Below are 17,226 nucleotides of genomic sequence, written 5' to 3' on the forward strand. Positions count from 1 at the left end.
CTGATCGGGGCTGACCGGCCACCCCACCGGGAGCAGGCGGACCGGGCCGAGGCCGAGCAGGGCCAGTGGATCCAGGTAGTCCGGACCCCGCCGCACCCCCCAGTGCAGGCAGCTTCCGGTCGGGACGGGGGTTCCCAGCGGGGGGCAGCCCGGATGCCCGGTCAACAGGGCTCCCAGCGGTGCGCCGGCCACCACCACGTCACCCGGACGCGCCACGGGGCGGACCGGCTCGTAGGTGGTCCGCAGGCCGCCGGGGTGGCCGACGGTGACCACCGGTCGGCCGGCGACCATACCGGCGAAGAGCACCGTGCCGGCACCGGCCGACCGGACGGTGGCACCGGACGCGGCGGCGAGGTCCACGCCCCGGTGACCGGCGAGCCACGGTCGCGGTGGCGGGTCGAACCGGCGCACCGGCCGAGGTGGACCGTCGAGCGGCCACCGGAACACCGGTGCCCGGGCGGACGGGGGTGGGGTGACCCGCCCGGCAGGCGGGGGCGGGGCAGACACGATCCCGGCGGGCCAGGGCGAACCGAACACGATCCCGGCGGCCCCGAGCGCCACCACCCGCCGCAGTCCTGTACGCATCACCGCAGCATGGCGGGACCGCCGGGCCGACGCCACGGACCGGTCGTCCGCTGTGGACGACGGGGCCGGTTGGGGAAAACCCCCGCCCGGCCCGTCGATCTGCTATGCCGCCCCGGTCCTGACCCGGCGCTGGACGGCCACGAAAACCCGGACGGAGCGGCCGGCAGGCGGACGGCCACGAAAACCCGGCCGGAGCGGCCGGCAGGCGGACGGCCACGAACCCCGGCCGGAGCGGCCGGCAGGCGGACGGCCACGAACCCCGGCCGGAGCGACCGGCAGGTCGAGGGCCACGAATCCCCGGCCCGGGCGTCCGACGGAGGGGCGGCCACGGCCCGGCGGACGACCGGCGGGTCACCCGGCAGCGGTCTAGGCTGGCGGCAGCGCAGCCGGGCGCGGAGCGGGAGGGCACCGATGACCACCATGGACGAGGTGAGCCGACCGTCGCGGGTCGCCGGGGCGGACGAGGCGATCAGTCCCGAGGAGCTCCAGCTGGCCGCCCGTAACCACGGCATCCCGCTCGAAGCGCTGCGCTACGACGTCACCCCGGCCGGTCTGCACTACCTGCTCATCCACTACGACATCCCGGATCTCGACCCGGCCGCCCACACACTGGCCGTGGACGGCGCGGTGGGTCGGCCGCTCCGGCTCGACCTGGCCGAGCTGCGCGAGCGCCCCCGGGTGACCCACCGGGTCACGATGGAGTGCGCCGGCAACGGGCGGGCGTTGCTGCACCCGCGCCCGGTCAGCCAGCCGTGGCTGGTGGAGGCGGTGGGCAACGCCGAGTGGGCCGGCACCCCGTTGGCGCCGTTGCTGCGCGAGGCGGGGATCGCGCCCGACGCGGTGGACGTGGTGTTCACCGGTGCCGACCATGGCGTGGAACGCGGGGTGGAGCAGGACTACCAGCGGGCCCTGCCGGTCGCCGACGCGCTGCGCGACGAGGTGTTGCTGGCGTACGAGATGAACGGCGCTCCCTTGCTGCCGCAGCACGGCGCACCGCTGCGGTTGATCGTCCCCGGCTGGTACGGCATGGCGCACGTCAAGTGGCTGCGCACGATCAGCGTGCTGACCGGGGAGTTCGACGGCTACCAGAACGCGGTGGCCTACCGGCTGCGGCGCGTCGCCGACGACCCGGGTGTGCCGGTGACCCGGATCGAGCCCCGGGCGCTGGTCCGGCCGCCGGGTTTCCCGGATTTCATGTCCCGCAGCAGGGTGCTGCGGCCGGGACCGTGCACGGTGGACGGACGGGCCTGGTCGGGGCACGCCCCGGTGGTGTCCGTGGAGGTGACCACGGACGGCGGGGCGAGCTGGGAGCCGGCCACCCTGGACCGGCCGGGCGGCGGCGAGTGGTCCTGGCGGCGCTGGCGGTACGACTGGACCCCGCGGCCCGGCCGCTATTCGCTGGGGGCGCGGGCGACCGACGCGTCGGGGCGCACCCAGCCGGTGGAGCAGCCGTGGAACCGGGGTGGTTTCGCCAACAACCTCGTCCAGCGGGTGGACGTGCTCGTCGTCGCGGAGTGAGACGGCCCGGTCCCGGCCCGGCGTCGACGGTGGGCGGCCGACGCGGGGCGGGGATCAGCTACCGAAGCCCGAGTCGGCGGGCAGCGAGATGTCGGGCTTCTCCAGCTCCTCGACGTTGACGTCCTTGAACGTCATCACCCGGACGTTCTTGACGAAGCGCGCCGGACGGTACATGTCCCAGACCCAGGCGTCGTGCATCTCGACCTCGAAGTAGACCTCGCCGTCGGAGTTGCGCACGTGCAGGTCCACCTGGTTGGCGAGGTAGAAGCGGCGTTCCGTCTCCACCACGTAGGAGAACTGACGGACGATGTCGCGGTACTCCCGGTAGAGCTGCAGCTCCATCTCGGTCTCGTACTTCTCGAGATCTTCCGCGCTCATCGCACTCCGCCTTCCATGACCACATCTTCCCCCACCGGTGCCGGAGGCCGAGGCTGCTCGCCCAACGCCACGCCGACGGTACCCCCTGGCGGGCCTGAGCGCTCCATCGGCTCCGGAGCGGCCGTGCCGAGCGGCCGGCGGGCCCGGGGCGGGGCGCCCTCCCGACCGGATACGGCAGCCACATTGACGTACGAGAACCGGTGCTCCACGCAGGGGCCACGGTCCCGCAGCGCCTCGGTGTGCTCGGCGGTGACGTACCCCTTGTGCTCGGCGAAGCCGTAGCCCGGGTGCCGGCCGTCCAGCTCCACCATGATCCGGTCCCGGGTGACCTTGGCCAGTACGCTGGCCGCCGCCACGCAGGCCGCCACCCGGTCACCCTTCCAGACCGCCAGCCCCGGCACGCCCAGCCCGTCGACCCCGAAGCCGTCGGTGAGCACGTACTCGGGTCTGGTGGTCAGCGAGGCCAGGGCGCGGCGCATCGCGGCCAGGTTGCACACGTGCAGCCCCCGGGCGTCGACCTCCTCGGCCGGGATGACCACCACCGCGTACGCCAGGGCACGGGCGACTACCTCGGCGTACACCCGCTCCCGGCTGGCCGGGGTGAGCAGCTTGGAGTCGGCCAGTCCCTCGATCTCGCCGCGTCGTCCCTCGGGGAGCACCGCGGCGGCGGCCACCAGCGGGCCGGCGCAGGCTCCCCGGCCGGCCTCGTCCGCGCCCGCGACGTGCCGGAAACCGCGACGTTGCAGGGCCCGCTCCAGCGCGTAGAGCCCACCGTCGCGGCGGACCACGGTGCGCGGCGGGGTCAGCACGACGCCTCCGACGTGGGGGTCGTCGCCAGCACCCGGGCGAGCAGGGCCGCCAGGTCGACCGGGTAGCACCGCTCGTCGGTGTCGGCCAGCTCGGCCACCGACCACCAGTGGTGCCCGGTGACGCTGGCCCGTTCGATGTCGTCGAACCCGGCCGTGTCCACCTGCCAGGTGGGCACCCGGACCACGAAGAACTCCTGTTCCTGGCGGTACCACACGCCGTTGAAGGGGAACTCGATCGTCTCGGAGTGCACCGGTGCGCCCAGTTCGGCCGGGGTCAGTCGCAGGCCGGTCTCCTCGGCCAGCTCGCGGGCCGCCCCGGCGGCCGGGGACTCACCGCCCGGTTCCAGCCCGCCGCCGGGGGTGAACCAGTACCGGTGGCCCGGCCGGGCCGGGTCGAAGCCCGCGAAGAGGAGCACCCGACCGGACGCGTCGACGAGCAGCACACGGGCCGCGCGGCGGGGGTGGAAGTCGGTCACCGTACCAGCCTGCCAGACGGTGCCGGCGGTCGGCCACGCCCCGGCGGCCAGAACCGGTTCAGGGGTTGGGGATGCCGTCGAACGACTTGGGCACGGTCAGCCAGGTGGCCCGGTCGAACGGCCAGAAGACGGTGAAGGCCCGACCCACCACCTCACCCTCGGGGATGGTGGCGCTGTCGATGTTGCGACCGGACTGCTGCCAGTGCTCCAGGGAGTCGCCGGAGGCCGACCGGTGGTCGCCCATCACCCAGAGCCGCCCCGCCGGGACGGTGATGTCGAACTCCTGGTCGGCGGGCTTGTCCTGCTGCCCGTTGGCGGAGTAGATGTACGGCTCGTCGAGGGACTTGCCGTTGATCGTCAGCCGTTCCTGCGCGTCACAGCAGACCACGTGGTCGCCGCCGACCCCGATCACCCGCTTGATGAAGTCCTCGCCGTCGGGGTTGCCGCTCCACTCGGTCGGCGCCTTGAAGACCACCACCTCGCCGCGGTGCGGTGAGCGGAAGTCGTAGACCAGTTTGTTGACCAGCACCCGATCGTCGATCTTGAGAGTGTTCTCCATGGACGGCGACGGGATGAAGAAGGTCTGCAGCACGAATGCGCGGACCAGCACCGCCACCAGGATCGCGACGCCCAGGAGGATGGGCAGCTCCTTCCAGAAGGAGCTGCGCGGCTTTTCGGTCTGCTCGTCAATCACGGGTGGAGCCTACGTCGCCGGAGCCGAACGGGCCGCCCGGAACGCCGGAGGTGTTCCGGCCACCGGGAACGTCGTGGCCGGCCCGGGTGCCGCCGTGGTCGCCCGCCGGCACCGCCCGGCCGGGCCGCCCGCCCGGACCGTCCGGACCGGGCCACCATGGCCAGCACGGCGGTGATCGGGAGGAGCAGGGCCACGTCCCCGGACGGGGTCGGCCGGACCGGCGACGGCGCGGTGGGCGCGGCGGCGGAGTCGGACAGCCGGGCGAAGGTGTCCGGGACCGGCAGTGACGTCCATCGGGAGGACGGCCACACCACCATGAACGCCCGGCCCACCACGTTGTCGATCGGCACCGGACCCTGGCAGCGGGCGTCCTGGGAGACCAGCCGGTGGTCGCCCATCACGAAGATCTGACCCGGGGGTACGACCACCTCGTCGAACCGGCGGGACCGGCACTCCTTCGGGTTCGGCGGTACGTCCAGGGGCGAGTCGCGCACCACGTACGGCTCGTCCAGCGGGATGCCGTTGACCAGCACCCGCCCCTGGTCGTCGCAGCACTTGACCCGGTCACCGGGCACCCCGATGACCCGCTTGATGAAGTCCTTCTCGCCGGGACGGCCCACCCCGACCAGGTCACCGAGGGTGCGACCGATCTTGCCGACGGCCCCGGTCGGCGGGACCGGGCTCTCCAGGGCGACCCACTTGTCAGTGCCCCGGAAGACCACCACCTCGCCGCGCAGCGGGTCACGGACGTCGTAGACGACCTTGTTGACCAGGACCCGGTCGCCGATGAGGAGGGTGTCCTCCATCGAGCTGGAGGGGATGAAGAAGGCCTGGAGCAGGAAGGTGCGGATCAGCACCGCGAGACAGAAGGCCACGATCAGCAGCAGCGGCAGCTCCTGCCAGAGGGGCATCTGCCGACGGGTGGGTCGGCTCCGCCGACGCCACGGGTCGGCCGTGTCGTTCGAGTCAAGCACCTGCACCACGCCACTCCCCGGTCCGCAGAAACGACACTACCGCCCGGGAGCCTCGTCGAGGCCCCACGGGCGGCAGTGGACGATCGGAGCGCCGCGACCCGCGTCGCGGCGCCACCTGCCGGTCTGCGCCCGTACCGATCAGCGTAGTGCGCTCTGCTCGATACGACATCCGCGCAGGTCAGGCGGCGTGGCGGAGGGAAGTCAGCTGGGCTGCTTCTCCCGCTTCTCCTTGATCTTGGCCTTCTTGCCGCGCAGCTCACGCAGGTAGTAGAGCTTGGCCCGGCGGACGTCACCGCGGGTCACGACCTCGATCCGGTCGATGCCCGGGCCGTTGAGCGGGTACGTCCGCTCCACGCCCACACCGAAGCTGACCTTGCGGACCGAGAAGGTCTCGCGCAGACCGTCACCCTGGCGGCGGATGACGACGCCCTGGAAGATCTGGACCCGGGACCGGTTGCCCTCGACGACCCGCGCGTGCACCTTGACGGTGTCACCGGCACGGAAGTCGGGGAGGTCGGTGCGCTTCGACTGGGCGTCAAGGGCGTCCAGGATGTTCATCGCTGCGTCCTCGTGATGCTCACGGCGCACCGTCACTCGGTGCGCGGATGGGTGATTCTGATCCCCGGGTGGCGGCCGGACGCGCCGGTGCCGGTCGGGGATCCTCGCAGCCACCCACGGGCGTGGGCGGATGCGGCAACCCCCCTACTTTGCCACATCTCCCGGGGGCAGCGGAAACCCACCCCGCTCCAGGGTGGCCACGTCCCGTTTGTCCAGGCTCTCCGGGGGCAGCGCGGTGATCAGGTCGGCCCGTCGGGTGGCCGTCCGGGTCAGCGCCTCGTCCCGTCGCCAGCGGGCGATCCGGCCGTGGTCGCCCGAGCGGAGCACCTCGGGCACCTCGTGGCCCCGCCAGCTCGCCGGCTTGGTGTACATCGGGGCTTCCAGCAGGCCGTGGGCGTGCGACTCGTCGTCCAGCGAACCGGCGTTGCCGAGCACCCCGGGCAGCAGCCGGGTGACCGCCTCCAGGATCACCAGCACCGCGACCTCGCCCCCGAAGAGCACGTAGTCGCCGAGCGAGACCTCGGTGACCCGCAGCCGGGTCGCCGCGTGGTCGAGCACCCGCTGGTCGATGCCCTCGTACCGGCCGCAGGCGAAGAGCAGGTGCGACTCGGCCGCCAGCTCGTGCGCCATCGCCTGACTGAACGGCACCCCGGCCGGGGAGGGGACCAGCAGCCGGGGCAGGGTCAGGCCGTCCGGGGCCAGCTCGTCGGGGGCCAGCGCGTCCAGCGCCGCACCCCACGGCTCCGGCCGCATCACCATGCCCGGCCCGCCGCCGTACGGCGTGTCGTCGACCGTGCGGTGCACGTCGTGGGTCCAGCTCCGCAGGTCGTGTACGGCCAGCCGGAGCAGGCCCTGCTCCCGGGCCCGCCCGATCAGCGACAGGTCCAGCGGGGCGAAGTACTCCGGGAAGATCGACACGATGTCGACGCGCATGTGGGTGGCTTCCGGTCTAGAGGTCGAGCAGACCGGCCGGCGGGTCGACGACGACGCGTCCGCCGGCGAGATCGACCTCCGGGACGATCGCCTTGACGAACGGGATCAGCGCACTGCCCCCCTGCGGGCGGCGCAGGACGAGCAGGTCGGACGCGGGCGCGTGGTCGATCTTGGCCACCTCGCCGAGATGCTCACCGGCCGGGGTCACCACGGCCAGACCGACCAACTGGTGGTCGTGGAACTCCTCCGGGTCCTCCGGCGGGGCGACGGTGGAGCTGTCCACCCCGACCAGGGTGCCGCGCAACGCCTCGGCGGTCTCCCGGTCGAGGACCCCCTCGAAGGCCACCAGCATCCGGCCCTGGTGCATCCGGGCCGACTCGATGGTCAGTTCACCGGGGACCTGGTACGCCACCCCCGGCTCGCCGCCGGTCGGGGCCGGCTCGGCGGCCCGCCCCCCGGCGCCCCGGTGCGTCGCCCCCGGCTCGGTGCGCAGCACCGCGCCGGGGGCGAAACGCGCTTCGGGCTCGTCGGTCCGCACCTCCACGGTGACCTCACCGCGGATCCCGTGCGGCTTGCCGATCCTGCCGACGATGAGCAGCATCAGTACGAGTCGACGATGTCGACGCGTACCCCGCGTCCACCGATGGAGCCGATCACCTGACGCAGTGCCTTCGCGGTCCGGCCGGACCGTCCGATCACCGTGCCGAGATCCTCCGGGTGCACGCGGACTTCCAGCCGCTTGCCCCGACGGGAGTCGACCATCCGGACGCGCACGTCGTCCGGGTGGTCGACAATTCCCTTGACCAGGTGCTCCAGGGCGGGACGCAGCGGCATGTCAGGCCTGCTCACCGGCGTCGGCAGCAGCAGCCGGGGCCTCGGCCGGAGCCTCGGTCTTCGGCGCCTCGGCCGGAGCCTCCGCCTTGGCGGCCTTGCGGGCCGGCTTGGCCGGGGTCTCCGGGGCCAGGCCGGCAGCGGCCTTCGCCTCGGCCTCGTACGCCGCCTTGCGGTCGGCCCGCTCGGCGGCGACCTTCAGCGGCGGCGGGGCCGGCAGGCCCTTGTACTTCTGCCAGTCGCCGGTCAGCTCCAGCAGACGCTGGACGGCCTCGCTCGGCTGCGCGCCGACCGAGAGCCAGTACTGGACCCGCTCCGACTTGACCTCGATGATCGAAGGATCTTCCTTCGGCTGGTACACGCCCACGAACTCGATCGCGCGACCGTCACGCTTGGTGCGCGAGTCGGCGACGACGATGCGGTACTGCGGGTTGCGGATCTTGCCCATCCGCAGGAGCCGGATCTTTACGGCCACAGTTGTTTCGCTCCTGTTGCGATTTCACCGGCCCGGCTACGGGCGGTGCACGGGTGAGCGTCGACCGGCGCAGTGGGGTTGCGCCGGAGGCTGCTCGGTGGACTGGCGACACGCCCGGGTTAGAGGGCGCCGAACGCGCGCCGGATACCAGCGGCCTATTGTGCCAGATCGCCCGCCGGACGCTCACATCGGCCCGACCGGCGAAGGGGTCGACGCGGGGCCGGTGTGAGCGACGACACACTCAGCGTACGGGCGGGCGGTCCCAGCCGGGCGGCAGCTCCGTCGGAGCCGTCCAGTCGGCCGGCGGGACGAAGTCGCACCAGGTGCCGTCGAACGGGAACTCCCCCGCCTCGGCGAGGGCGATCACCCGCTGACCCTCGGCGCGGACCGCCTTCTCGTCGGCCACCCAGTAGTGGTCGGGGAAGGCCAGCCGCTCGGTGAACTCGTCCTCGTCCTTCCACCGCCAACTGCGGTCGGGGCTGACCACCACGTCCAGGTCCTGGTCGACCACGTCCACCCCGGCCACCGACCCGTCGTCCCACCGGACTCCGGGCTCCTCCAGGTTGACGTACCAGGTGGCGAAGCGGTCCTGCTGGTCGCGGAAGAACCACACCGAGTGGGCCGCCCCGGCGGGCAGGAACTCCAGCAGCGGCGGGCCGTTCCACCGCCCCCGGGCCAGCCGGTACGACGAGGCGATCCACTCGGTGAACGGCATCGCCCGCATGCCCAGGCCCGCCTCGGACACCTCGTGCGCCACCGGCGTGTCCCGGGCCACCCAGAGCAGCAGCCCCCGGTCGTCGTCGAGAACCACCCGGGCCGCCCGGACCCAACCGATGCGGCCGTTCCGCACGTTCCGGTGCATGATCAGCTGACCTGGCGCGAAACGCACCACACCTCCACAGGTCTAGACGGGCTGGCGGCGCACCGGCCCCGGCGGCGCGTCCGGCTCGCGCCGCGCCCCCGGCACCCGCCGCACGGCGGCGGCCCCGGACGGATGCGGCACCGGACGGATGCGGCACCGGACGGATGCGGCACCGCACGGCGGCGGCACCGGACGACGGTAGCCCCGGACGACGGTGGCCCCGGGCGGATGCGGCACCGCACGGCGGCGATCCCGGGCGGGATGCGGGACCACGGGGCCGGGTCCGCGGAGCCGACCCCGTGGTCCGCCGCAGGTGCCCGGGTGGGCGGGGCTCAGTAGGCGCGGGCCAGGATGGCGGTGAGGTCCGGCTCGTCCTCGTGGTCCGGGACGGAGCCGTCGGCCCGCAGCAGGCAGCGGACGGTGACGCCCTGGCCGTTCGCCTCGGCCTCACCCGCGAGGCCGACGGCCGACCACGGCACCATCGCCCAGCCGGTGGCCGCCGCCTCGATCGCCTCGGCGAGGGTGGACACCTCGACGGTGCGGGACCGCCGGTGGGCGAGCGCCTCGTCGTGCAGCGCCTGCTGGTCGGCCTCCAGGGCCGCCAGGACAGCGCCGACCACGTCCGCGACCGGGGTGGGCGCCTTCGAGCCGTTCGTCCGCCGGACCACGACCGCGTTACCGGCGGCCAGGTCGCGGGGGCCGACCTCGACGCGTACCGGATAGCCCCGCAGCTCGGCGTCGACGGCCCGGCGGCCGAACGCGGTGTCGACGCGGTCGTCGAGCGCTACCCGGACCCCGGCGTCGCGCAGCGCGTCGCGCAGCTTGGCCGCCGCCTCGCCGACCCCCTCGCCGTCCTTGACGATCATGACGTACGCCTGCACCGGAGCCAGCCGCGGCGGCACCCGCAGGCCGTTGTCGTCACCGTGCGCCATGATCAACCCGCCGAGCATCCGGGTCGAGGTACCCCAGGAGGTCGTCCAGGCGTGCTCCCGGCCCCCCTCGGCCGAGGAGTAGCTGATGTCGAACGCCTTGGCGAAGTTCTGCCCCAGCTCGTGACTGGTGCCGAGCTGGAGCGCCTTGCCGTCGCCCATCATGCCTTCGCAGGTGTAGGTGGCGGTCGCCCCGGCGAAGCGCTCCCGGGCGGTCTTCAGCCCGACCACCACCGGGATGCCCAGCACGTTGACCATCAGGTCCTCGTACGCCTCGTGCAGAATCCGGCGCGCGTAGGCGCGGGCGTCGGAACGCGTGGCGTGCGCGGTGTGCCCCTCCTGCCAGAGGAACTCGCTGGTGCGCAGGAAGACCCGGGGGCGCAGCTCCCAGCGGACCACGTTCGCCCACTGGTTGAGCAGCAGCGGCAGGTCCCGGTACGAGTCGATCCACTTGGCCATGAACTCGCCGATCACCGTCTCGCTGGTGGGGCGCACCACCACCGGCTCGGCGAGCTGCTTGCCGCCACCGTGGGTGACCACCGCCAGCTCCGGCGAGAAGCCCTCGACGTGCTCGGCCTCGCGCTTGAGATAGCTCTCCGGGATGAACAGCGGGAAGTAGGCGTTCTCCGCGCCGGCCGCCTTGATCCGGGCGTCCATCTCGGCCTGCATCCGCTCCCAGATGGCGTAGCCGGCCGGGCGGATGACCATGGTCCCCCGGACCGGGCCGTTGTCGGCCAGCTTCGCCTTGGCGATCAGGTCCTGGTACCAGCGGGGAAAATCCTCCGCACGGGGAGTGAGCACGCGAGCCATGACCGCACATCCTATGCGCCCGTCTCCGGGCCGGCGCGATCGGGCGCGGCATCACCCAGATCCCACCACCAAACACGCCCCACGCCCCACGCCCCACGCCCCACGCCCCACGCCCCACGCCAAGATCGTGCTACTTCCGGGATGTAGTGGCATCCCCGTGCCGCGAGGCCACTACATCCCGGATCGAGCACGATCTTGCCAGCGGACGGCACGGGGAGGGGGGCCGGGGAGGCGGGGAGGCGGGGACCGGGGAGGGTCAGCGGACCAGCCGGCCGCGCAGGACGATCCGGGAGGGGGTGCGTACCACGGTCAGGTCGCGGCGCGGATCCTCGGGGTAGACGACCAGGTCGGCCAGACCACCCTCGACGAGACCGGGGAAGCCGAGCCACTCCCGGGACCGCCAGGAGGCGGCGGCGAGCACGTCCACCGCCGACATGCCGGCCTGCTCGTGCAGCAGCAGCATCTCCTCGGCGGCCAGTCCGTGGTCGATACCGCCACCCGCGTCGGTGCCCACGTAGATCGGCACTCCCGCCTCGTACGCCGCGCGCACCACCTCGGGGAACCGGTCGCGCAGCGCGAGCATGTGATCGGCGTACCCGGGGAACTTGGCCCGGGCCGCGTCGGCGATGCCGCCGAAGGTCCGAATGTTGATCATCGTGGGGACCAGCGCGGTGCCCTGTCGGGCCATCAGGTCGATCAGGTCGAGGCTCAGTCCGGTGCCGTGCTCCACCGAGTCCACCCCGGCCCGCACCATGATCTCCACGGCCGACTCGCTGAAGGTGTGCACCGCGGCGCGGACCCCGGCGGCGTGCGCGGCGGCCACCGCGGCGGTCATCGTGTCGGCGTCCCAGGCCGGCGCGAGGTCGCCGATCCCCCGGTCGATCCAGTCGCCGACCAGCTTGACCCAGCCGTTGCCGGCGGCGGCCTGCGCCGCCACGGCCGCGGTCACCCCGGCCGCGTCGACCTCCAGGCCGATGTCGCGCAGGTAGCGCTTCGGCGGAGCGACGTGCCGGCCCGCGCGGGCCAGCCGGGGCAGCTCCGGCTCGTCGTCGAGTTCGGGGTACGGGAACGGCGAGCCGGCGTCGCGCAGCGCGAGCACCCCGGCGTCCCGGTCGGTACGGGCCAGCGCACGGGCCTGGTTGAGGGAGGTGACCGGCGTACCGCCCCGGGCGATGCCGAGGTGACAGTGGGCGTCGACCAGGCCGGGCAGCACGAATCCCCCGTCGGCGACGGTCTGCGCACCGGGCACCGGGTCGAAGGTGACCCGGTCGCCGTCGAGCCAGAGATCCCGTACCTCGTCGTCGGGCAGGAGTACACCGCGCACATGCAGAGCCATGTGCACAGTCCTACCCGATCACTGCCCGTCGGGGGCGACCAGGTCGTTCCTCCGGGCGGTCAGTGCCGGCAGGTCGACCGAGACCTTCCACGGCGACTCGGTGACGAACAGGTCCTCGGTGTGGGTGATCTGCTCGTAGTCGCGGCCACCGGGGCCGAGCGCGTACTCGGTCAGCGTGATCCGCTCCTGGAGCGGGTCGACCACCCAGTACGAGCGGACTCCGGCGTGCGCGTAGACCTTCGCCTTGTCGTACATGTCGCGGAAGGTGGAGGTCGGTGACACCACCTCCACGGCGAGCAGGGCGTCCTCGACGGGGACGGGCGACCGGCCGGCGTGCCGGCGGTGGATCGCCACCACGTCGGGCCGTGGCTCGTTGCGGCGGTCGACCCGCATCGACAGGTCGAAGCTCACCAGGTGATCCGACGGGCAGTTGACGCGGAGCGTGAGCAGTAGCTCGACGCACAGCTCTTGATGCAGGGCAGTGGGGGACGGCACGATCAACCTTCCGTTGATCAGTTCGTACGGAAGGTCCTTCGGCAGGTCGCCGAGGTCGTCGACCGTCCACTCGTGCCGTTCGGGCAGGATCGGGGCCGCGGTCATGACATCTCCTTCCAGGGGGTGGAACCACCCTAAGCGCCCACCTCGTCGCCCACCGTAACCGACACGCGTCAGCGCGGGCGGTTGTCGCCCTTGCCGAGCTTGTTGAAGTCGATCTTCGGCAGCTTGAAGCCCGGCGGCAGGCCCTGACCACCGGCCAGGTCGCCGGGGTCCATCCCCGGCGGGAGCTGCGGCATGCCGCCCGGGAAGCCGCCCGGCAGCCCGGCGCCGCTACGCGGCCGGTTGCCGCCCTTGGTGCCCTTGCGCTTGTTCTTCGGCGACTTGGTGGCCTTGCGCCGCCCACCGCCGGGCAGGCCCATCATGCCGCCCATCTGCTTCATCATCTTCTGCGCGTCGGCGAAGCGGTTGAGCAGCTGGTTGACGTCCATCACGGTGACCCCGGAGCCACCGGCGATGCGGGCCCGCCGGGAGCCGTTGATGATCTTCGGGTTGGTCCGCTCGGCCGGGGTCATCGACCGGATGATCGCGGTGACCCGGTCGAAGTGCTTGTCGTCCAGCTCGGCGAGCTGGTCCTTCATCTGCCCCATGCCGGGCATCATGGCCAGCACGTTGGCGATCGGACCCATCCGCCGCACCGCGATGAGCTGGTCGAGGAAGTCCTCCAGGGTGAACTGCTCACCGCCCATCAGCTTGGCGGTCATCTTCTCCTTCTGATCGGTGTCGAAGGCCTGCTCGGCCTGCTCGATCAGAGTGAGGACGTCGCCCATGCCGAGGATCCGGCTGGCCATCCGGTCGGGGTGGAAGACGTCGAAGTCCTCCAGCTTCTCGCCGGTCGAGGCGAACAGGATCGGCTGGCCGGTGACCTGCCGGACCGACAGCGCGGCACCACCCCGGGCGTCGCCGTCCAGCTTGGACAGCACCACGCCGGTGATGCCGACGCCGTCGCGGAACGCCTCGGCGGTGCGGACCGCGTCCTGGCCCACCATCGCGTCGATGACGAAGATGACCTCGTCCGGGTCGACCGCGTCACGGATGTCGGCGGCCTGCCGCATCATGTCGGCGTCGATGCCGAGCCGGCCGGCGGTGTCGACGATGACGATGTCCCGGGCGGCCCGCTTCGCGTGCTCGATCGAGGCGCGGGCGACCTGCACCGGATCGCCGGTGCCGTTGCCGGGCTCCGGGGCGTACACCTCGACGCCGGCGCGGCCACCGAGCACCTGGAGCTGCCCGACGGCGTTGGGACGCTGGAGGTCTGCGGCGACCAGCAGCGGCTGGTGCCCCTGGGCCTTGAGCCAGCGGGCCAGCTTGCCGGCGAGGGTGGTCTTGCCGGAGCCCTGGAGACCGGCCAGCATGATCACCGTGGGCGGCTGCTTGGCGAACTGGAGCCGTCGCCCCTCGCCGCCGAGCACGTTGACCAGCTCTTCGTTGACGATCTTGACGATCTGCTGGGCCGGGTTGAGCGCCTGGGAGACCTCCGCGCCGCGGGCCCGCTCCTTGACGTTCGCGATGAAGCCCTTGACCACCGGCAGCGCGACGTCCGCCTCCAGCAGCGCCAGACGGATCTCGCGCGCGGTGGCGTCGATGTCGGCGTCGGTGAGCCGACCCTTGCCACGGAGCTTGGTGAAGATTCCGGACAGGCGGTCACTCAAGGTGTCAAACACGCGAACATCCCGTTTGTCGTTTTCCGGCGGGCACAACGCGGCCGGGCAGGAGTCCAGCCACCGTTAGGGTAGCCCGCCGGCCGTGCTCCCGCTCCGGCCCCACTCGCCCCGTCCCGTCCCGCGCCGAAGACGACGGACGCGCCCCGGTCACCCCACCAACACCACCCGGGCCAACCGCCGACCCAACCAGCCACCCCCCACCCAGCGAACCGGGGCTCGGTGATCAAGAGGTTCAGGCGACCAACCGGCGCAAAGCTGACGCAAACCTCTTGATCACCAGCGTCCGACACACCACCTCACCCCACCCAGGCACGCCAGGTCGGTGATCAAGAGGTTCAGGTCACCAACCGGCGCGAAGCTGACCCAAACCTCTTGATCACCGGGGGATGCGGTGAATCTCGGCCCGGCGGCGGATGACCCGGCGTACGTCGACGGGCGTCGCCCGCGACCCGGAGGCCGCCCGGGAAGTGTCGGCGCGGTTGGGGAGAGGGCGGCGCGGTCCTACACGGCGGCGAGGACGGCCGCCTCGATGTGTGCCCGCTGCTCGTCCGACGGCCAGCCACCGACCAGGTAGAACGCGTCAACCACGTCACCGCCGAGGGTGGAGATGCGGGCGGCGCGCACCTGCGCCCCGGCCTCGTCCAACGCGCAGGTGACCCGGTAGAGCAGACCCGCCGCGTCGGCGGCGCGCAGCTCCAGCAGGACCGCGTCGGTGGCCGCCTCCCGGTGCCAGACCACCCTCGGCGCGGCACCCTGGCTGCGCGCGGCGAGCGCCCGGCCACGCAGCCGCTGGGTGACCGAGACGTCGCCGGTGACCGCGCGACGCAGGTCGGCGCTGAGCGCGATCGGGTCCGGGGCCAGCCCGTAGCGCGGCTGCACCCGGCACTCGACCAGTGCCCGGTCGTCGACAGTGGCGGCGTCCGCCGAGATCACGTCCAACCGGTGCAGGGCCAGGCAGCCGGCCACCGTGGCGAGCAGTCCCCGCCGGTCGGCCGCGGCCACCGACACCCGGTCGTCGGTCAGGTGGACCACCGGCAGCGGCCCGGCGACCAGTGCCGGGTCGGGGTCCGGTGGGGCTGGTACCACGCCGGTGTCCAGGGTGGTCCGCACCCGGGCGACCAGCTCGGCGATCAGCCGACCCTTCCAGCCGGACCAGGCGGCCGGGCCGGTGGCGGCCGCGTCCGCCAGCACCAGGGCGTGCAGCAGCTCCAGGGTGGTGGTGTCGCCGACCCGCTCGGCCACCCCGGCGACCGTCTTGGGGTCGGACAGGTCACGGCGGGTGGCCACGTCGGGTAGGAGCAGGTGCAGCCGGACCAGCGTGCCGATCAGCGCCGCCTCCTCGACGGGCAGGCCGATCCGGGTGGCCACCGCCTCGGCCAGTGGCGCGCCGACGGTCGAGTGGTCGCCGTCCAGCCCCTTGCCGATGTCGTGCAGGAACGCACCGATCAGCAGCAGGTCCGGGCGTTCGACGTCGCGGGTGTGCCGGCTCGCCTCGTACGCGGCCTGCACGAGGTGGCGGTCGAGGGTGAACCGGTGCACCGGGTTGTGCTGGGGCAGGCTGCGCAGCCGGGTCCACTCGGGCAGCCAGCCGTCGACCAGGCCGTACCGGTCGCAGGTCTCCCAGGCGGGCACCAGACCGGGACCGGCCCCCAGCAGGGTGACGAACGCGGACCGGGCGGCCGGCGGCCAGGGCGCGGGCAGCGGCGGGCAGTACGCGGCCAGCCACTCGCAGGTGGCGCGGGCGATCGGCAGCCGGGTGGTGGCCGCCGCGGCGGCGATCCGCAACGACAGGCTCGGGTCGGGGCGGGCACCGATGGCGGTCCGGGCGAGCACCAGCTCCCCGTCGTGCTCGACCACGTCCCGGGCCACCGGGCGGCGCAGCGGCCGGCCGTCGGCGCCCCGGCGGCGGCCGGAGCGGAGCCGGTCGGCGGCCCGCCAGGCGTCGTCGAGGGCGTGGCTGACGGTGCGCGCGTCGCCGGCCACCCGGCGCAGCAGGGCGTCACCGTCGCCGGCCTCCGCCCGCGCCCCGGTCTCGGTGGCCTCGGCCACCGACTGGCGCAGGCCGAGCAGCGCGGCCACCCCGGCGCGTTCCTGGGCGACCAGCCGGTCGACCCGGCGGCCCACCTGTTGGTGCAGGGCGTCGCGGGTGTCCAGCAGCCGCAGGTGGGCGGCGCGGACGGCGGGGCGCAGCGCGTCGGTGATCCCGGCGGTGGCGATGGCCCGCAGGATGCCCACGTCCCGCAGCCCGCCGGCGGCCTCCTTGAGGTCGCCTTCGAGCAGGAAGGCCAGCTCGCCGTGGGTGCGCCAGCGCACCTCGGTGATCTCCCGCAGGGCGGGTAGCTGACGGACGGCGGTCCGCCGCCAGTGGTCGGTGGCGGTGCGGGTGAGGGTGTCGGCGAGGGCCCGGTCACCGGCGACGAAGCGGGCGTCGAGCAGGGCGAGGGCGACCTTGACGTCGTCCTGGGCCACCGACAGCGCCTCGGCGAGGGTACGCACGGAGTGGTCGAGCCGGACCCCGGCGTCCCAGATCGGGTACCACAGCGAAGCGGCCAGCTCGTCCACCCCGGCCACCCCGGCGTGCAGCAGCACCAGGTCGAGGTCGCCGCACGGGGAGCACTGCCGACGGCCGAGTCCACCGACGGCGACCAGGGCGATGCCCTCCCGCTCCGGCAGCAACCCGCGCAGCCACGCGTCGAAGGCCCCGGCCCGTCGCACCCGGGCCGGATCCCCGATCCCGCCGGGAATCCGGACGACCCCGTCGACCAAGAGGTTTCCGTCTCCGTCGCCGGTGTCGCCCGACGCATTCCTCTTGGTCGACGAGGTCATCTGGTGTGGTCCT

The 17,226-nt window shown here is 73.1% G+C and carries 16 protein-coding genes and 2 pseudogenes; 1 reads left to right on the forward strand and 17 read right to left on the reverse strand.

Annotation, left to right across the window (positions count from 1 at the left end; genetic code table 11):
* Positions 1–24 precede the first annotated feature (24 nt).
* A pseudogene (locus tag GA0070623_RS11195) lies at positions 25–621 on the reverse strand (murein hydrolase activator EnvC family protein); the annotation flags it as partial.
* A gap of 375 nt (positions 622–996) precedes the next feature.
* On the opposite strand from GA0070623_RS11195, the gene GA0070623_RS11200 reads away from it, so the two are divergent.
* The gene (locus tag GA0070623_RS11200; RefSeq protein ID WP_084261275.1) at positions 997–2,103 is read left to right on the forward strand and encodes a sulfite oxidase; all 1,107 of its coding nucleotides are present in this window, start codon (positions 997–999) and stop codon (positions 2,101–2,103) included.
* A gap of 54 nt (positions 2,104–2,157) precedes the next feature.
* On the opposite strand, the gene GA0070623_RS11205 is transcribed toward GA0070623_RS11200, so the two are convergent.
* From GA0070623_RS11205 to GA0070623_RS11280, 16 genes and pseudogenes are all read right to left on the reverse strand, one after another.
* Positions 2,158–2,481 carry a DUF2469 domain-containing protein gene (locus tag GA0070623_RS11205; RefSeq protein ID WP_011905215.1) on the reverse strand — a complete coding sequence of 108 codons (324 nt, stop codon included), beginning with the start codon at positions 2,479–2,481 and terminating at the stop codon, positions 2,158–2,160.
* Positions 2,478–3,290 carry a ribonuclease HII gene (locus GA0070623_RS11210; protein ID WP_067307344.1) on the reverse strand — a complete coding sequence of 271 codons (813 nt, stop codon included), beginning with the start codon at positions 3,288–3,290 and terminating at the stop codon, positions 2,478–2,480. The genes GA0070623_RS11205 and GA0070623_RS11210 overlap by 4 nt, the downstream gene beginning before the upstream one ends.
* Entirely contained in the window at positions 3,284–3,766 is a 483-nt protein-coding gene (locus GA0070623_RS11215; RefSeq protein WP_067307341.1) for an NUDIX hydrolase, read from the reverse strand. The genes GA0070623_RS11210 and GA0070623_RS11215 overlap by 7 nt, the downstream gene beginning before the upstream one ends.
* Before the next feature lie 58 nt (positions 3,767–3,824).
* A complete protein-coding gene (lepB, locus tag GA0070623_RS11220; RefSeq protein WP_067307338.1) occupies positions 3,825–4,460 on the reverse strand; it encodes a signal peptidase I in 636 nt (211 codons plus the stop codon).
* Between the two features lie 119 nt (positions 4,461–4,579).
* A pseudogene (lepB, locus tag GA0070623_RS11225) lies at positions 4,580–5,443 on the reverse strand (signal peptidase I); the annotation flags it as partial.
* A gap of 192 nt (positions 5,444–5,635) precedes the next feature.
* The gene (rplS, locus tag GA0070623_RS11230; protein ID WP_030335223.1) at positions 5,636–5,992 is read right to left on the reverse strand and encodes a 50S ribosomal protein L19; all 357 of its coding nucleotides are present in this window, start codon (positions 5,990–5,992) and stop codon (positions 5,636–5,638) included.
* Between the two features lie 144 nt (positions 5,993–6,136).
* The gene (gene trmD, locus GA0070623_RS11235) at positions 6,137–6,925 is read right to left on the reverse strand and encodes a tRNA (guanosine(37)-N1)-methyltransferase TrmD (protein WP_067307335.1); all 789 of its coding nucleotides are present in this window, start codon (positions 6,923–6,925) and stop codon (positions 6,137–6,139) included.
* Between the two features lie 16 nt (positions 6,926–6,941).
* Positions 6,942–7,523 carry a ribosome maturation factor RimM gene (rimM, locus tag GA0070623_RS11240; protein WP_172898509.1) on the reverse strand — a complete coding sequence of 194 codons (582 nt, stop codon included), beginning with the start codon at positions 7,521–7,523 and terminating at the stop codon, positions 6,942–6,944.
* 2 nt (positions 7,524–7,525) lie between these two features.
* Positions 7,526–7,786, reverse strand: coding sequence for an RNA-binding protein (locus tag GA0070623_RS11245; protein ID WP_172862164.1), 261 nt, complete (start codon positions 7,784–7,786; stop codon positions 7,526–7,528).
* Positions 7,761–8,231 (reverse strand): 30S ribosomal protein S16, encoded by a 471-nt coding sequence (gene rpsP / locus GA0070623_RS11250; protein WP_067307329.1) that lies wholly within the window; start codon positions 8,229–8,231, stop codon positions 7,761–7,763. The genes GA0070623_RS11245 and rpsP overlap by 26 nt, the downstream gene beginning before the upstream one ends.
* Positions 8,232–8,472: 241 nt before the next feature.
* Positions 8,473–9,120: a DUF402 domain-containing protein gene (locus tag GA0070623_RS11255; protein WP_067307386.1), complete on the reverse strand. Its 648-nt coding sequence runs from the start codon at positions 9,118–9,120 to the stop codon at positions 8,473–8,475.
* Between the two features lie 305 nt (positions 9,121–9,425).
* Entirely contained in the window at positions 9,426–10,832 is a 1,407-nt protein-coding gene (gene proS / locus GA0070623_RS11260; protein ID WP_067307326.1) for a proline--tRNA ligase, read from the reverse strand.
* 256 nt (positions 10,833–11,088) lie between these two features.
* The gene (locus GA0070623_RS11265) at positions 11,089–12,168 is read right to left on the reverse strand and encodes an amidohydrolase family protein (protein WP_067307323.1); all 1,080 of its coding nucleotides are present in this window, start codon (positions 12,166–12,168) and stop codon (positions 11,089–11,091) included.
* 18 nt (positions 12,169–12,186) lie between these two features.
* Positions 12,187–12,768 (reverse strand): Uma2 family endonuclease, encoded by a 582-nt coding sequence (locus GA0070623_RS11270; protein ID WP_067307320.1) that lies wholly within the window; start codon positions 12,766–12,768, stop codon positions 12,187–12,189.
* Positions 12,769–12,836: 68 nt separating this feature from the next.
* Complete coding sequence (gene ffh, locus GA0070623_RS11275) at positions 12,837–14,387, reverse strand: signal recognition particle protein (RefSeq protein ID WP_067307317.1); 1,551 nt, start codon at positions 14,385–14,387, stop codon at positions 12,837–12,839.
* A gap of 501 nt (positions 14,388–14,888) precedes the next feature.
* Positions 14,889–17,213: a [protein-PII] uridylyltransferase gene (locus GA0070623_RS11280; protein ID WP_067307314.1), complete on the reverse strand. Its 2,325-nt coding sequence runs from the start codon at positions 17,211–17,213 to the stop codon at positions 14,889–14,891.
* Positions 17,214–17,226 lie beyond the last annotated feature (13 nt).

This window comes from Micromonospora rifamycinica (assembly GCF_900090265.1).
Taxonomy (GTDB): Bacteria; Actinomycetota; Actinomycetes; order Mycobacteriales; family Micromonosporaceae; genus Micromonospora; species Micromonospora rifamycinica.

What these genes read in the sequence shown, in the direction of transcription:
- GA0070623_RS11200 (WP_084261275.1), top strand. Translation starts at nt 997, where the DNA reads ATGACCACCATGGACGAGGTGAGCCGACCGTCGCGGGTCGCCGGGGCG.
- GA0070623_RS11205 (WP_011905215.1), bottom strand. Translation starts at nt 2,481, where the DNA reads ATGAGCGCGGAAGATCTCGAGAAGTACGAGACCGAGATGGAGCTGCAG.
- rplS (WP_030335223.1), bottom strand. Translation starts at nt 5,992, where the DNA reads ATGAACATCCTGGACGCCCTTGACGCCCAGTCGAAGCGCACCGACCTC.
- trmD (WP_067307335.1), bottom strand. Translation starts at nt 6,925, where the DNA reads ATGCGCGTCGACATCGTGTCGATCTTCCCGGAGTACTTCGCCCCGCTG.
- proS (WP_067307326.1), bottom strand. Translation starts at nt 10,832, where the DNA reads ATGGCTCGCGTGCTCACTCCCCGTGCGGAGGATTTTCCCCGCTGGTAC.
- GA0070623_RS11265 (WP_067307323.1), bottom strand. Translation starts at nt 12,168, where the DNA reads ATGGCTCTGCATGTGCGCGGTGTACTCCTGCCCGACGACGAGGTACGG.
- GA0070623_RS11270 (WP_067307320.1), bottom strand. Translation starts at nt 12,768, where the DNA reads ATGACCGCGGCCCCGATCCTGCCCGAACGGCACGAGTGGACGGTCGAC.
- GA0070623_RS11280 (WP_067307314.1), bottom strand. Translation starts at nt 17,213, where the DNA reads ATGACCTCGTCGACCAAGAGGAATGCGTCGGGCGACACCGGCGACGGA.